The following is a 15,376-nucleotide window of genomic DNA, read 5'->3' on the forward strand; positions in this document are numbered from 1 at the left end:
CTTGTTTTGCGACGGGAGCGGTCTTCGAACCGATGCTGGTATAGCGCATATGTTTTCACGCGATAACCCTTCATTTCCTGCCGGCTTTGTTCTAAGGAACGTCCAATGCTTTGCCCGCGAACGGGCGAAAAGAATGCGAGGTTTGCGTTTCGATGTTCGATCTTCTGCGAAGAGCTGCCCATACTTGGGCCGCCAAGCTCCTGATGCTTCTTTTGGTTGCCTCTTTCGGCATATGGGGCGTGTCCCACTCGTTGCTGACGGGCAGCAGCAGCACGACCGTCGTTTCGGTTGGCGACCAGAAGGTGGATGTCGATGAATTCCGCCTTGCCTACCAGCGCCAGGTCGCGAATGTCAGCCAGCAGTTCGGCATGCGTCTGACGCCCGAACAGGCCCGCGCCTTCGGCGTCGAGCAGCAGGTTCTGTCGCAGCTCGTCGCCGGTGCCTCGCTCGATCAGCTGGCCGACGACATGGGGCTCGGCCTCTCCCAGGATCGGCTTGCCCAGTTGATCGGCGATGATCCCGCGTTCAAGGCCGTCAATGGCCAGTTCGACCGCAATCTCTTCACCTCGCGCCTGCGCAACGCCGGTATCCGCGAGGACGATTACATCAAGGAACGCAGCAAGGTCGCGGTCCGCAGTCAGATCGTCGATGCGATCTCGAACGGCTTCACGCCGCCAAAGGCGCTCGTCGACGCCCTCAAGCTCTACGGCCAGGAAAGCCGCGGTATCGATTACCTGCTGCTGACCAACGCCAATATCGAGCCGATCAAGGCGCCGGCCGACGACGTGCTGGCCAAGTGGTTCGAAGGCGCCAAGCCGCGCTACCGCGCTCCCGAATATCGCAAGTTCACCTATTTGAAGCTTCAGCCGGAAGACATCGCCGATGCGGCGTCCGTCACCGACGAGCAGATTCGCGAGGACTTCGACAAGCGCAAGGACGCCTACCGCACGCCGGAAGCCCGCACCATCGAGCAGCTGACCTTCCAAAACAAGGATCTCGCCAATGCGGCCGCCGCCGCGCTGAAGACCGGCACGACCTTCGACCAGCTGATCGCCGACCAGGGCAAGACCGCAAGCGATGTCTTCCTCGGCGAATTCACCAAGGACAAGGTGCCCGATCAGGCCGTCGCCGACGCCGCCTTCGCGGTCAGCCGCAACGGCGGCACCTCGCCCGTTGTCGATGGCTCCTTCGGCCCTGTGATCCTGCGCATCAGCAACATCAAGCCCGAGACCGCCAAGACCTTCGACGAGGTCAAGGAAGACATCCGCAAGCAGCTGGCTGTCGCCAATGCCTCCCAGGAAATGATCAATGTCCACGACCAGATCGAGGACCTCCGCAGCTCCGGCTCGACGCTCGAACAGATCGCCACGCAGCTGAAGCTCAAGTCCGTTGTCATCGATGCGATCGACCAGACCGGCCTCGATAAAAACGGCAACGAGGTCAAGGACATCCCGGCCAAGCAGCAGGTTCTGAGCGCGGTATTCAGCACCGAGGCCGGCATGTCGCCGCCGTCGCTTTCGGTCGGCACCGACGGCTATTTGTGGTTCGACGTCAACGACGTGATCGCCACTCGCGATCGTCCGCTCGAGGAAGTCAAGGACAAGGCCGTGGCCGATTGGACGGCCGAGCAGCAGAAGGTCGAGCTTGCCAAGAAGGCCGACGAGCTGAAGCAGCAGGCGCAGAAGGGCACGTCGCTCGCCGATATCGCCGCCCCGCTCGGCATCACCGTAGAGACCAAGAGCGGCATCACCCGTGGTCTTGATGATGCCGTCCTCGGCGCCGGCGGCGTGCGCGCTGCCTTCACCGGCCCGATGGACACGGTCGCCACCGCGATCGGCGCGGACCCGACCACGCAGATCCTGATGAAGGTCACGGAAGTGAACACCGAGCCAACGGGCGACGTGCTCAACAACCAGGACCAGCAGATCGCCTCGCTTGCCAATGCGGCGGGTGATGACATTCTCGATCAGATGGTCAACATGCTGCAGACGCAGTATGGCGCCTCGATCAATCAGGCGCTCGCCGAACAGGCGGCGGTTCGTTAAGGGGAGCGACAACGCATGACCGATCTGAAGCCGCTTTTGGCGAAGGCCGCGAGCCGCGAGCCCTTGACGCGTGACGAGGCCCGCCAGGCCTTCGATATCCTGATGTCCGGCCAGGCCACCCCTTCGCAGATCGGCGGCTTCCTGATGGCGTTGCGCGTGCGGGGCGAAGCCGTCGACGAGATCGTCGGCGCCGTCACCACGATGCGCTCGAAGATGCTGACCGTGGAAGCGCCCGCCGATGCGATCGACATCGTCGGCACCGGCGGCGATGCCAGCGGCACCTACAACATCTCGACGCTGGCGGCCCTGATCGTCGCCGGCGCCGGCGTCCCCGTCGCCAAGCATGGCAACCGCGCGCTCAGCTCGAAGTCTGGCGCGGCCGACAGCCTGGCTGCCCTCGGCGTCAATCTCGAGGTTACGCCCGAGATCATCTCCCGCTGTATCCGCGAGGCCGGCGTGGGCTTCATGTTCGCGCAGCAGCATCATTCCGCGATGCGTCATGTCGGTCCGAGCCGCGTCGAGCTCGGCACCCGCACGATCTTCAACGTGCTCGGCCCCCTTTCTAACCCAGCCGGCGTGCGCCGCCAGCTGCTCGGCGTCTATTCCCCGCAGCTGGTCATGCCGATCGCTGAGGTCATGCGCGACCTCGGTTCGGAAAGCGTTTGGGTCGTCCATGGCAGCGGCCTCGACGAGATCACCACGACCGGCACCACGGATGTGGCAGCACTCGAAAACGGCCAGATCCGCACCTTCCAGCTCTCGCCAGCCGATTTCGGCGTCGAGCCGGTACAGCTCGACGCGATCAAGGGCGGCGACGGTGTCGTCAATGCCGCAGCACTCCGCGACGTGCTGAGCGGTGCCCGTAACGCCTATCGCGACATCGCGCTTGCCAACGCCGCCGCGTCGCTGGTCATCGCCGGCAAGGCCGAAACCATACGCGACGGCATGCGGCTCGCCGCCCAGTCGCTCGACAGCGGTGCTACCGCCGCGGCGCTCGACAAACTCGTCGCCGTGTCCAACGATATCGACTAGAATGAAGCCATGACCGACATCCTGAAGAAGATCGAACTTTACAAGCGCGAAGAGATCGCCGCCGCCAAGGCCAGCGTCTCGCTTGCGGATCTGAAGGCCATGCAGGCCGATCAATCAGCGCCGCGCGGCTTTCACAAGGCGCTGGTTGCCAAGCGCGATGCCGGACAAGTCGGCCTGATTGCCGAGATCAAGAAGGCAAGTCCCTCCAAAGGTTTGATCCGCCCGGATTTCGATCCGCCGTCGCTGGCAAAGGCCTATGAACTCGGCCGCGCCGCCTGCCTCTCGGTGCTGACTGACACTCCGAGCTTCCAGGGTGCGCCGGAGTTCCTCACCGCCGCCCGCGCGGCCTGCTCGCTGCCGGCGCTGCGCAAGGATTTCATGTTCGACACCTATCAGGTCCAGGAGGCCCGCGCCTGGGGCGCGGATTGCATCCTGCTGATCATGGCGTCGCTCAGCGACGACGAGGCCGAACGCCTCCAGGACGAGGCCTTCGGTCTCGGCATGGACGTGCTGGTCGAGGTGCATGACGCTGAAGAGACCGAGCGGGCGCTGAAGCTCTCCTCGCCGATGATCGGCATCAACAACCGCAATCTGCGCACCTTCGAGGTCAGCCTTACGGTCAGCGAAACTCTTTCGGCAATGGTGCCCGCCGACCGCCTGCTGGTCGGCGAAAGCGGCATCTTTACCAATGACGACTGCAAGCGCCTCCAGGCGTCGGGCATCAATACCTTCCTCGTCGGCGAGAGCCTTATGCGCAAGGATGATGTAGCGGCCGCCACCAAGGCGCTGCTGTTCGGCGAAGCCGCCCTGGCGGCCGAGTGACATGAGCGAAAAGGCCGGCCTCACCCACATCAATGCCTCCGGCGAGGCGCACATGGTGGATATCGGCGACAAGGCCGAGACTGTCCGCGTAGCAACCGCCGAGGGTCATGTGAGGATGGCGCCGGAAACCCTGGCGCTGATCCACGCCGGCAACGCCAAGAAGGGCGACGTCATCGGCACCGCGCGTCTTGCCGGCATCATGGCCGCCAAGCAGACCAGTAATCTCATCCCTCTGTGCCACCCGCTGATGCTGACCAAGGTATCGGTCGATATTGCCGAAGACTGCGCCCTGCCCGGCCTGCGCGTCACGGCCACCGCCAAGCTCACGGGAAAGACCGGCGTCGAGATGGAAGCGCTGACCGCCGTGTCGGTCGCCTGCCTGACGATCTATGACATGGCCAAGGCGGCAGACAAGGCGATGGAAATCGGCGGCGTCAGGCTGCTGGAGAAATCGGGCGGCAAGTCCGGCGATTTCCGGCATCCGGAGCACGGCAAATGAGCCTGCTGCCAGTCGCCGAGGCGCAGGAGCGCCTGCTGTCGCGCGCGAATTCGATCAAGGCCATTGAAAAGGCTCCCCTCGCGCAGGCCTCGGGCCGCGTTCTGGGGCTTGACCTGAAGGCGAAGCTGACCCAGCCACCCTTCGATGCCTCCGCCATGGATGGCTATGCGTTGGCCGCAGCCGATGCCCCGGTGATCGGATCGGAACTGACCGTGATCGGCAGCGCCGCCGCGGGCCATGCCTTCGAAGGTCGATTGGGTCGTGGCGAGACCGTGCGCATCTTCACCGGTGCTCCGGTGCCCGATGGCGCCGATACGATCCTCATTCAGGAAGACGCCGAAAAGATCGGCGAGAACCGAATCCGCACGACATTCGATGTCGCCCCTGGAAGGCATGTTCGCCCCCGCGGGCAGGACTTCGCGGAGGGGGAAACCGTGCTGCAGGCGGGAACGCGGCTCGATTTCTCCGGCGTCACGGTCGCGGCGGCCATGAACCATCCGGATCTGCCGGTATACCGCAAGCCGGTCGTTGCCATTCTTGCCACGGGTGACGAACTGGTCCAGCCGGGCAGCCAGCCGGCATCGGCCCAGATCATCGCCTCCAACACCTTCGGCATAGCCGCCCTTGTGCGCGAGAATGGCGGCGAGGTTGTCGATCTCGGCATTGTCCCCGACCGGCAGGACGCCATCGAGAAGGCGATCTCTATGGCGCGCATGGCGGGGGTCGATGTGATCGTCACGCTCGGCGGTGCCTCCGTCGGCGACCACGATCTCGTTCAGGCGACGCTTCTGCGTGCCGGCATGCAGCTTGATTTCTGGCGGATCGCCATGCGCCCCGGAAAGCCGCTGATGGTCGGCAGTCTGGGTGACACGTATGTGCTTGGCCTGCCCGGCAATCCCGTTTCCAGTCTTGTCTGCGGCCTGTTGTTTCTCGAGCCGCTCGTCCGCCGGCTAGCCTCCCTGCCCGCCGTGGATCGGATCACCACGGCGGAAGCTGCAACGACGCTCAATGCCAACGACCAGCGTCAGGATTATGTGCGCGCCCGACTTCTTCGCTCAGAGAGCGGCGCGCTCAGGGCCGAGCCCTTCGGCAAGCAGGATTCGTCGATGATGAAGACCTTCGCCAACGCCGATTGCCTGATAATCCGGCCGCCCCATGCACCCAAGCTTAAGGCCGGTGGTGCTTGCCCGGTGATGCTGATCCGCCCCAACCCGTTTTGTACGCAATCGAACACTTAGTCGGGCGGTAACGGATTGGTAAACTTCGCCCCTGCGCGATGGTTTTGATTTGTTCACTAATATATGCGACCAATCCCTATCTCAGTCCGCTAGGGAACGACGACGTGGCAGTGGTGAAGGCATTCGGGAAGTCCTCGGAGGACGCGAAAAGGCGGGAAATGGAGCGCCTTGCCGCTCTTGAGCAGCTGGATCTCCTGGATACGCCGCGCGACGAGGGGTTCGACCGAATCGTTCGCTTGATCAAGGAAATCTTCACGGTCGACATTGGCCTCGTCACGCTGATCGATGCCCACCGCCAATGGTATAAGGCCTGCGCCGGCATGTCGGTCGACGAGGTGCCGCGCGAAGACACCTTCTGCCGCTATGTGGTTGACTATGAAGAGGCTATCGTCGTCCAGGACGCCACCAAGGATCAGCGCTTTGCCCAGCATCCCGCCGTGACAGGCGAAAACCATGTACGCTTCTATGCGGGCGTTCCATTGAATACCAGGGACGGGCATGTCGTGGGCACCGTTTGCGCGATCGACCGCACGCCGCGATCGTTCAGCGCGAAAGATCTGGGAATCCTTCAGGAACTGGCGGGCGCCGCCATGGATCGGATCGAACTGATGCAATCGGCGGCCACCGACAGCCTGACCGATGCGTTGACGCGGCGCGCCTTCAAGCAGGAGGCCGACCAACTGATCTCGCTGGCGCTCCGCCACCAGCACAATCTCTCCTGTATCGTGCTGGATATCGACCACTTCAAGAGCGTCAACGATACGCACGGCCATGCGGCAGGCGATCAGGTGCTGCGCGCCGTAGCGGCGACCTGCAAAGCCAATCTCCGCGCTGGCGATATCTTTGGCCGTCTGGGCGGCGAAGAATTCTGCGTCGTTCTCCCGCACATAGACCGCGAAGGTGCGCTCGCCGCTGCCGAGAAGATAAGGGCAGCCATCGGCAGCCAGCCGGTGCGCGGTGATTATGGCATCCTGAACGTGACCGCGAGTTTTGGCGTTGCGTCGATGTCGATCGTCAGCAAGGATATCGAAACGTTGCTCGCCCAGGCGGATGCCGCCATGTATCACGCCAAGACGCGCGGCCGGAATCGATGCGTTGCTTGGAACTCGATCCGCACGGATCAGGCGACGAGTTCCCGGCGTCGTGTGCTCAAGGCAGGCTCTATCGTCTTCAACGATCGCCGCTCGACGATCGACTGCACAATCAAGTCTCTCGGCGAAGACAGTGCCGGCCTATCCGTCTCCAATTCCGCCGGCATTCCGGCCGAATTCATGCTGGCGATCAAGGGCGAAGGCTTCGAGACGTTGTGCCGCGTGATCGCGCAGGATCGCCAGAACATCGAGGTCGCCTTCACGGCCTGAGGCTTGTGGCGTGATCCGCAGGCGCCTGATGGAGCCTTGCTGATCGCAATCGCGTCGGCTGCCATACGCCGCCGGTGTGTTTGCTGGCATGTTCGTGTTATCCTCAACCGGGGACCGAATGGAGCCAGGACCATGAAGACGCCGGAACCAGTTCGTAATCGCAAGGCAATGCTGTCGGGCATGACGCCGATTCTCACCGAGGGGAGTTTCGTCTTCTGCACCTCCAGGGACGAGCGCATCCTGGTCCGTGCCCTACCCGTGGCACTTGCCTCCTTCCGGGAGGCGGAGGGCATATCTCTCATCCTTTCAAGGAGCACCGCCGCCGATCTCGGCCTTCCCTGCGATCTTCCGATGCGCCGCATCTTGCTCGAAGTCTACTCGTCGCTGGAGGGCGTCGGGCTGACCGCTGCGGTTGCTTCGGCGCTGAGCGACGAAGGCATTCCCTGCAACATGGTGGCGGCCTACCAACACGACCATGTCTTCGTGCCTGCCGACATGGCCGATCGCGCACTGGAGATCTTGAAAGCACTGCAGGCTACAGCGGTTTGAAGACGGTAGCGGTTTACGGCTCAATGCCGAAAACGCCGCCGATGATCTCCCCCGTGCCATGTCCGAAGTCGGGAACCGCGTATTCCGCGACCAAGTTTAGTTGTCCGATCGGCAATGGCGTCCGGCGAGGATCTCCGATCAGAACCTCCATACCCTTCTCTCGGCAAGCCTGGAGAAACGGTAGCATCGTCCCGGCAAGCGCGGCGTCGTAGAAGACATCGCCTGCAAGCACGACATTGACCGATAGCGGTTCCGCCGAGAGCAGATCGGTCTGCACAGCCCGGATCGCAACACCGTTCGCCGTGGCGTTGAGGCCGATCGCGGCGATCGCATCGGGATCGACGTCGACCGCCGTCACCTCCGCGGCGCCGCATTTCGCAGCCGCGATCGCGACGATGCCGGATCCCGAGCCGAGGTCGAGCACCCGGCGTCCCTGCACGATACCGGGATTTTGGAGAATGTGCCGCGCCAGCACGGTTCCGCCAGCCCAGTTATACGCCCAGTATGGCGGCGTGTCGGCGCTCCGGCCAAGGCGCGAAAGCCGGCTTGCCGCATGGGCGGTGTAGAGTCGAATATCGGGAATGCCGGGCGCCGGAAGAAGCCGAAGATTGGCAGCGATGAACGCCTGTGTCGCGGCAACTCTGTGATCTCTCGAAGCCGGCGCCTCGTCCAGCGGAATGGGAGCGCTAGCTGTCGCCGTCGAGCATGGTGTTGAGGGTCGCCGTCTCATCGATCACACCCTCCCCCATGCGCGCTCCGGCGCTATCAGCCCTTCTTCTTGGTGAATTTCGGCTTGGCGCCGGGCTTGCCCGAGAACTTCGGCTTGCCTTCGAAGTTGGACTTTCCTTCGAACTTCGGCTTCCCCTCGAACTTGGCCTTGGCGGGCTTCTTGCTCCACGGCTTGGAGTCGCGCTCGCCCTGATCGCCTGCACCTTCCGAACGCGGTCCCTTGCGGAAATCGTCGCGGTCACCGAACTTCTGCTTCGGGCGGTCGTCACCATAGTCGCGACGCTCGCCGAAGTTCTTCTTGGCGGCATAGGGCTTCGGGCTTGCGGAGCGGCCGACGAGATCGGGCGTGCCGGGCAACTGGGTTACGCGGATGCCGCGTTCCAGTGCCTTGTTCGGCCCGATCGCCTGCATGAAGGCTTCGGCGCTGTCGGCGGCGATCTCGACGAAGGTCTCGTCCTGCTGCATCTTGATCGCGCCGATCTCGCGCTTGGTGACATTGCCGTTGCGGCAAAGCATCGGGATCAGCCAGCGCGGCTCTGCATTCTGCTTGCGGCCGACGGAGATCGAGAACCAGGTGCCGGCGCCGAAATCGTCGCGCGGCCCCTTCTGGCTTGGCTCGCGCGGACCGTCCGAATATTCGCGCGGCTTGCGCTGGCCGCCCTGCAGGGTGATTTCGATCAGTTCCTCGGGTGCGGACTGGTTGGCGCGGTAGAGGTTGACGAAGGCGGTGGCCAGCTTTTCGGCGCCGTGGGCGGACAGCAGGCGGGCGATCAGATCCTGATCTTCCTCGCGCAACGCTTCCTCGAAGATCGGATCGGCCAACAGACGCTCCTCGTCGCGCGCGATCACCTCGTCGGCCGACGGCGGCAATGCCCAAGCAGCCGAGATGCCGGCATTGTCGAGCAGGCGCTCGGCCTTGCGGCGGGCACTAAGAGGCACGATGAGCGCGCTGACGCCCTTGCGGCCTGCGCGGCCGGTGCGGCCGCTGCGATGAAGCAGGGTTTCCGGATTGGTCGGCAGGTCGGCATGAATGACGAGATCCAGCCCCGGCAGGTCGATGCCGCGGGCGGCGACGTCGGTTGCGATGCAGACGCGGGCGCGCCCGTCGCGCATTGCCTGCAGCGCATGGCTGCGCTCGTTCTGCGTCAGTTCGCCGGAGAGCGCCACGACGTTGAAGTTGCGATTGTGGAAACGTGCGGTCAGGTGGTTGACCGCCGCACGCGTCGAACAGAAGACGATCGCATTCGTCGCCTCGTAGTAGCGCAGCACGTTGATAATCGCATTCTCGCGGTCGCTCGGGGCGACAGCCAGCGCGCGATACTCGATATCGACGTGCTGCTTCTCCTCGGTCGTCGTCGCGATGCGCACGGCGTTCTTCTGGTAGCTCTTCGCGAGCTTGGCGATGGCAGCCGGCACAGTTGCCGAGAACATCAGCGTGCGGCGATCGTCCGGCGACGCCTCGAGGATGAATTCCAGGTCTTCGCGGAAGCCGAGATCGAGCATCTCGTCGGCCTCGTCGAGTACCACGGCCTTTAGCTCGGACATGTCGAGCGCGCGGCGGCGGATATGGTCGCAGAGGCGGCCAGGCGTGCCGACGACGATATGGGCGCCACGCTCAAGCGCGCGGCGCTCGCTGCGGATGTCCATGCCGCCGACACAGCTGACGATAACGGCGCCAGTCATCTCGTAGAGCCATTCGAGCTCGCGCTTGACCTGCAGCGCCAGTTCACGGGTCGGAGCGATCACCAGGGCAAGTGGTGCCGCGGCGGAGGCAAAGCGTTCCTCGTCGCCGAGAAGCGTCGGTGCCAGCGCCAGGCCGAAGGCCACCGTCTTGCCGGATCCGGTCTGTGCGGAAACGAGCGCGTCGGATGCGGCGAGCGCTGGATCGAGCATGGACTGTTGAACCGGCGTGAGCGAGTTGTAACCGCGCTTTGCCAACGCCTTGGCGATCGCCGGGACGACGCCGTTGAAATCTGTCATCTGTCTGTCTTTCGGATTTTGCACGCGCATGCTGCGCCGTGGCCGGAACCAGCCGGCTGCGATGTTGCGCCGTCTCTACTTCGTCAGGCCGCAAATGTCAAAGCGGATGTCCACGCCAGAACCGGACCTCGATACTTTCCGCCCGGCCGCGAATTTTCGCGGTCTCCGGTCCTTCGAGAACGCCACGCGCGAGGACCCCCGCCCCCGCCTCGCCGCTCGCCTGCAACAAGGCGCTGCTGAGCGCGAGTTCGGCACCGTGCGCGGCGGCCACTTCCATCAGCCGGCTCGCGACGTTGACGGTGTCACCGGTCGCCGTGATCTGCTGCCGGGAGCCGGTGCCAAGCCGCGACGCGACCACGGGCCCGCAATGCGCTCCCACTTTGAAGCCGACCTTGCGTTCGGCAAGGCGCGGCTGCTCCGGCACCCATTTTCGCATCCGGTCGCACAGCCCGACGGCGCAGGCGACCGCGTTCGCCGCATCGCCGACACCCGGATGCGGCAGGCCGAAGAGAATCATCGCGCCGTCGCCCATGAAGCTGGTGATCGTGCCGCCATGTGACCGCGCCTCGCCGCTCACAAGCTCAAAGAAGCCACTGAGAATCTCGCGCACTTCGCTCACGCCGATGGCCTCGCTGAGACCGGTGAAACCCGAGAGGTCGATGAACACGACACTGGCGTCCTGCCGTATCGGCTTGGCGAGAAAATCGGGATCGCGCGCCAGCCATTCACCCAATCCCGCCGCATCGACCCGCTGCAGGAGATCGCTCTGCGCCGCGAGCCTGGCGGCTTGCCGACGGTCGTTCCATAGCTCATAGGCGCCGAACAGGATCACTGCCGGCAGTGCCGCCGCGATCGGCAGCGCCGCGCTGAACCAATAGCCATGCGCGAATGCTGCCATGTTGAGACCTGCCCACGCCAGCACGATTGCCGCCATCGTGCCATATCCGACCGCGCTGCGCCGCCATGCCAGAAGAGCGATCAGCAGCACCGGGAGAACGATTGCCGTCAGCGCGTCGAAGCTGCGGATGTTATAGTCGCGCACGATGCTGTCGCCGGCCACCAGATGGGCAATCGCGGTCGACATCACCTCGACACCTGGCAGCACTGGGTCGAACGGCGTCGGGAACACATCACCGCCGCCGGTAACCGTCGAGCCGATGACGACGACCTTGTCCTCCACCGCCGAGGTCGGCAGCTTTCCGTTCAGGACATCCGCGGCGCTGTAGGTGGAAATCGTGCCGCGCGGGCCGTAGAAGGTCAGAGGCAGCCGCTGGCCGCCATCAGTAGGCAGCCTGTGGTCGCCGAGCGCAAGTCCGCCGGGTGAAAACACCGGCTGGATCCCGAGCGCCAGCGATGCCGCGCGCAGTGGAAAGGATGCATCCACCCGCTTTTCGCCCCGCGAGATCATCGGGATGAATCGCGGCGTGCCGGTCTGGTCCGTCGCCACGTTGACGACGCCAATGGCGGCGGCATCGGCAAAGCGGGCGAGCGGCAGCAATATCTCGCTGGCGGTTGGGATCGCCGCAAGCGGATCGTTGCCGTCACGGGTCACCGACTGGGTACTTTCCGGAAATACGCCCGCCGCGGCAATCACGCTCGGCACCTCCCGAAGCGCCGAGGCGAGCGCAATATCACCCTCCTCCGGCCCCGCATCGACAAGCAGCAGGTCGAGCGCCACCACCTTCGGCTTCAGCGCTGCGATCGTCCGCACCAACCTGGCCAGCGTCGCGCGCGGCAGCGGATAGCCATTGATGGCAGCGGTGCGGTCATCGATGGCGACGATGCTGACGACACGAGGAGGCCGGCGCGCGCCGATCAGCGCGCTCCTGATATCTGTCAGCGACGCTTCCATCCTGTTGAGGAAACCGGAATTGCCGTCCACATGCACGTAGCCGAGGAAACCGCCCCACAGGGCGGCCAGAACGAGCGCAGTGGTGACCAGGAATTGCCGTGGCGTCATCGTCGCCTACTGGCCGAGGCGGGCAAGGAGTGCTGCCGCGCGTGGCCGCGGCCAGCGCTTGACAGTGAGCGGCTCGCTGCCGCGCGTCACATCCACACCCTCGCCGACCGAGAGCACGACCGTTTGCCGCCCCGTGGACCGCCCAACGGCGACGCGCCCGCGCACGACAAAGACCGAGGTCGTTCCGTTCTTGACGTCGACGGCCCAGCGCGTGCCGCGCACCGCGGCGATCGCCTGCGGTGTCACCACTTGGAAACCTCCCGGCCGCCTGCCGCTGTCGACATCGACGAGAACGGCCTTGTTTCTCAGCGACACCGCATCCGCCTGCCCGTCGCCGTTATTGTCGATGAGATTGAACCGAGCGCCTCCCTCGGCCGTGACGGTTACCCCGTCGGCGCAACGCATGATCTGCCGCGACGTACCCCGCACCCGCTCCATCGCGCAGCCGGCCGACTGAGCCTGCGACGCTGCAGGAAACATCACGCATGTCGCGGCGATGATTGCGGAAAGCGCAAGAAGGCCGTTGCGGATCCTGAACATATCGATATCCCCCGTACCGCGCGACGCGGCGCAACCACCATACTCCGATTGCTGCCGCACGCCTGAAAAAAGTCAACGCCAAATTGCTGGTGAGTTTTTCTTGCCTACAATTGCATTTTCCATCGGCAGATGCGGCCCTCTACCCAGGGGCGCACAAATGAAAAAATACAACACTAATAAACATTTAGCGAATATTTAAGCAAGATCCGCCATTGTTGCCAACATTCATTTTCACCGAGGAATAGCTGTCGAGGTTTTGCCAATGGTTGGAATTCTATCAAGCATGGGCTCGTCCAAAAGTGCCGTGCTGGACGCATTGAACAAGTCGCAGGCCATCATCGAATTCGACCTTACGGGTAAAATTCTGACGGCCAACGAGAATTTCTGCAAAGCGGTCGGTTACGACCTGCGCGAAATCGTCGAGCAGCATCACCGGATGTTCGTAGAGCCTGCCGAGGCAAACTCGAAAGACTATGCCGATTTCTGGAAACGTCTTGGCGAGGGTCAACACGATCAAGGTCAGTACAAGCGCATCGCCAAGGGCGGTCGTGAGATCTGGATCGAAGCGACCTACAATCCGATCTTCCGCGGCAGGAAACCGTTCAAGGTCGTAAAATTCGCGACGGATATCACTGCGGCAAAGAAGCAGGCCGCCGAAGACAAGGGCAAGCTCGAGGCTCTCTCCCGCGCCCAGGCCGTGATCGAGTTCACGCCGGACGGCCACATTATCACGGCCAACGAGAACTTCCTCGCGGCGCTCGGCTATTCTCTGAACGAGATCATAGGCAAGCATCATTCGATGTTCTGCGAGGGTGATTACAGCCGCACGCCCGCCTACAAGGCGTTCTGGGCCGATCTCGCCGCCGGGAAGTTCGTTGCCGATCAGTTCAAGCGAATCGCCAAGGGCGGCCGCGAGATCTACATCCAAGCGTCCTACAATCCGATCCTCGACGACTCCGGTCGCGTGTTCAAGGTGGTGAAGTTCGCCACCGACGTGACCGAGCGCATGAAGGTCGTCAACGATCTCGGCGCCGGCCTCGCCCGCCTCTCCGAGTGCAACATCCGCCAGACGATCGACGAGCCCTTCGTCGGCGAATTCGAGAGCCTGCGCCGCGACTTCAACACCTCGATCGGCGCGTTCCAGGCGACGCTCGTCAAGGTGCTGCAGCAGACCAACGCCCTAAACGGCAACAGCCAGGAAATGCGTCAGGCGGCCGAACAGCTTTCCGAGCGGACCAAGGAGCAAGCGGTCTCGCTCGAGGAGACGTCGGCGGCGCTGGAACTGGTGACGGCGACGGTCAAATCCTCCACTGAGAATACGCAGGAAACCCGCAAGCTCGTACAAAACGCCCGCGCTTCCGCCTCCTCCTCCGCATCGGTGGTTCGTGAAACCATCACTGCGATGCAGCGGATCGCTTCGGCGTCTAGGGAGATCGGCCAGATTATCAGCGTCATTGATGAGATCGCCTTCCAGACCAATCTTCTGGCACTCAACGCCGGTGTGGAAGCCGCCCGCGCGGGCGAGGCTGGCAAAGGCTTCGCCGTCGTCGCCCAGGAGGTGCGTGAGTTGGCGCAGCGTTCCGCCAAGGCGGCCAAGGAGATCAAGGGTTTGATCGAGAATTCCGGCAAGGAAGTGAATGAAGGCGTCCGCCTTGTCGATGCCACCGGATCGGCGCTGAACGAGATCGAGACTTACGTCGAATCCATCGACACGAACATGACGGCGCTTGCAACCGCAGCAGCGGAGCAGTCGACCGGTCTCTCGGAGATCAACCACGCCGTCTCGCAGATCGATCGGATGACGCAGCAGAACGCGGGCATGGTGGAGCGCACCACCGGGATCAGCTCGGAGCTTGCGGCGGGCGCCGCCCTGCTTGCCGAACTGGTCAACCACTTCAAGCTCAACCGGCGCAGCGCGATCCGCGAACAAGCTGGGGCGACGCCGCGGCAGCAACACGCCGCGTAGCCGCTCAATCCGGATCAAACGATGAGGGCCACCGTCATAGCCATGACGGTGGCCCTTTTCATTTCGACTTTTGGCATTTGGCCCGAGAAGATTTCATCCCTCGACGAAACGCGCCATCTGCTCCAGTGTGATGCTGCAGCCGACCTCGTTGTCTTCGAGGCGGATACCCGATGGGATGTTTTCGCAGGTCATGGTCACGACCGTGCCGCCGGGAACCGTCTTCAGGACAGAACTCACGGTCATCTCGCCGGCAAAGCCGGGATCGTCGGATTGGAACTCGGTCGCCCATACGACCAGCTCATCGGGCACCAGCCGTGAGAACCGGCCCTCGAAGGTATCGGCATCCGCCGAGGTTTTGCCCTGCGCGTCGGCATCCGCATAGACAAGCGACATGCTGAAGCGTCCGCCTTCATGCGGCTCGAAATCATGCACTATCCCGCGCATGGAACCCGGCGGCAGCCATTTTGAAACGGCCCAGGGATCGAGGAATGCCGCGTAGACCGCCTCCCTTGGAGCGCGGATCATTTTCGATACCGTCGTGCTGCGTTCACTACCCATCAAAAGACAAGCTAGAAGGTGCCGCTGAAAATTCAAACGCAAGGCCAAGGAAATCGTGCCGCCGCGGCTGCCGTCACCCCAAAAAGAAAACCCCGCA

Annotated in this window: 13 protein-coding genes; 8 read left to right on the top strand and 5 right to left on the bottom strand. The window is 63.5% G+C overall.

Annotation, left to right across the window (positions count from 1 at the left end; translation table 11 throughout):
- Nucleotides 1-152 precede the first annotated feature (152 nt).
- From QTL95_RS19475 to QTL95_RS19505, 7 genes are all read left to right on the top strand, one after another.
- Complete coding sequence (locus tag QTL95_RS19475) at nt 153-2,045, top strand: peptidylprolyl isomerase (protein ID WP_289721578.1); 1,893 nt, start codon at nt 153-155, stop codon at nt 2,043-2,045.
- Nucleotides 2,046-2,060: 15 nt separating this feature from the next.
- Nucleotides 2,061-3,077, top strand: coding sequence for an anthranilate phosphoribosyltransferase (gene trpD, locus QTL95_RS19480; RefSeq protein WP_289721579.1), 1,017 nt, complete (start codon nt 2,061-2,063; stop codon nt 3,075-3,077).
- Nucleotides 3,078-3,086: 9 nt separating this feature from the next.
- Complete coding sequence (trpC, locus tag QTL95_RS19485; RefSeq protein WP_289721580.1) at nt 3,087-3,899, top strand: indole-3-glycerol phosphate synthase TrpC; 813 nt, start codon at nt 3,087-3,089, stop codon at nt 3,897-3,899.
- A gap of 1 nt (nt 3,900) precedes the next feature.
- A complete protein-coding gene (moaC, locus tag QTL95_RS19490; RefSeq protein ID WP_289721581.1) occupies nt 3,901-4,398 on the top strand; it encodes a cyclic pyranopterin monophosphate synthase MoaC in 498 nt (165 codons plus the stop codon).
- The gene (locus QTL95_RS19495; protein WP_289721582.1) at nt 4,395-5,636 is read left to right on the top strand and encodes a molybdopterin molybdotransferase MoeA; all 1,242 of its coding nucleotides are present in this window, start codon (nt 4,395-4,397) and stop codon (nt 5,634-5,636) included. The genes moaC and QTL95_RS19495 overlap by 4 nt, the downstream gene beginning before the upstream one ends.
- A gap of 158 nt (nt 5,637-5,794) precedes the next feature.
- Nucleotides 5,795-6,997 (top strand): diguanylate cyclase, encoded by a 1,203-nt coding sequence (locus tag QTL95_RS19500; RefSeq protein WP_442981338.1) that lies wholly within the window; start codon nt 5,795-5,797, stop codon nt 6,995-6,997.
- 132 nt (nt 6,998-7,129) lie between these two features.
- Nucleotides 7,130-7,546, top strand: a complete 417-nt coding sequence (locus QTL95_RS19505) for an ACT domain-containing protein (protein WP_289721584.1) — start codon at nt 7,130-7,132, stop codon at nt 7,544-7,546.
- A gap of 13 nt (nt 7,547-7,559) precedes the next feature.
- Here the strand turns inward: QTL95_RS19505 and QTL95_RS19510 are convergent, their stop codons facing one another.
- From QTL95_RS19510 to QTL95_RS19525, 4 genes are all read right to left on the bottom strand, one after another.
- A complete protein-coding gene (locus QTL95_RS19510) occupies nt 7,560-8,276 on the bottom strand; it encodes a class I SAM-dependent methyltransferase (RefSeq protein ID WP_289721585.1) in 717 nt (238 codons plus the stop codon).
- Nucleotides 8,277-8,311: 35 nt separating this feature from the next.
- On the bottom strand, nt 8,312-10,255 hold the full coding sequence (locus tag QTL95_RS19515; protein WP_289721586.1) for a DEAD/DEAH box helicase: 1,944 nt from the start codon (nt 10,253-10,255) through the stop codon (nt 8,312-8,314).
- Nucleotides 10,256-10,352: 97 nt separating this feature from the next.
- On the bottom strand, nt 10,353-12,215 hold the full coding sequence (locus QTL95_RS19520; protein ID WP_289721587.1) for a CHASE2 domain-containing protein: 1,863 nt from the start codon (nt 12,213-12,215) through the stop codon (nt 10,353-10,355).
- 6 nt (nt 12,216-12,221) lie between these two features.
- Complete coding sequence (locus tag QTL95_RS19525; protein WP_442981339.1) at nt 12,222-12,746, bottom strand: FecR domain-containing protein; 525 nt, start codon at nt 12,744-12,746, stop codon at nt 12,222-12,224.
- A gap of 292 nt (nt 12,747-13,038) precedes the next feature.
- On the opposite strand from QTL95_RS19525, the gene QTL95_RS19530 reads away from it, so the two are divergent.
- A complete protein-coding gene (locus tag QTL95_RS19530; protein WP_289721588.1) occupies nt 13,039-14,721 on the top strand; it encodes a methyl-accepting chemotaxis protein in 1,683 nt (560 codons plus the stop codon).
- 93 nt (nt 14,722-14,814) lie between these two features.
- On the opposite strand, the gene QTL95_RS19535 is transcribed toward QTL95_RS19530, so the two are convergent.
- The gene (locus tag QTL95_RS19535) at nt 14,815-15,279 is read right to left on the bottom strand and encodes an SRPBCC family protein (protein ID WP_289721589.1); all 465 of its coding nucleotides are present in this window, start codon (nt 15,277-15,279) and stop codon (nt 14,815-14,817) included.
- Nucleotides 15,280-15,376: the final 97 nt, after the last annotated feature.

Source organism: Rhizobium sp. S152, from assembly GCF_030380735.1.
In the GTDB taxonomy this organism is placed as follows: domain Bacteria; phylum Pseudomonadota; class Alphaproteobacteria; order Rhizobiales; family Rhizobiaceae; genus Rhizobium.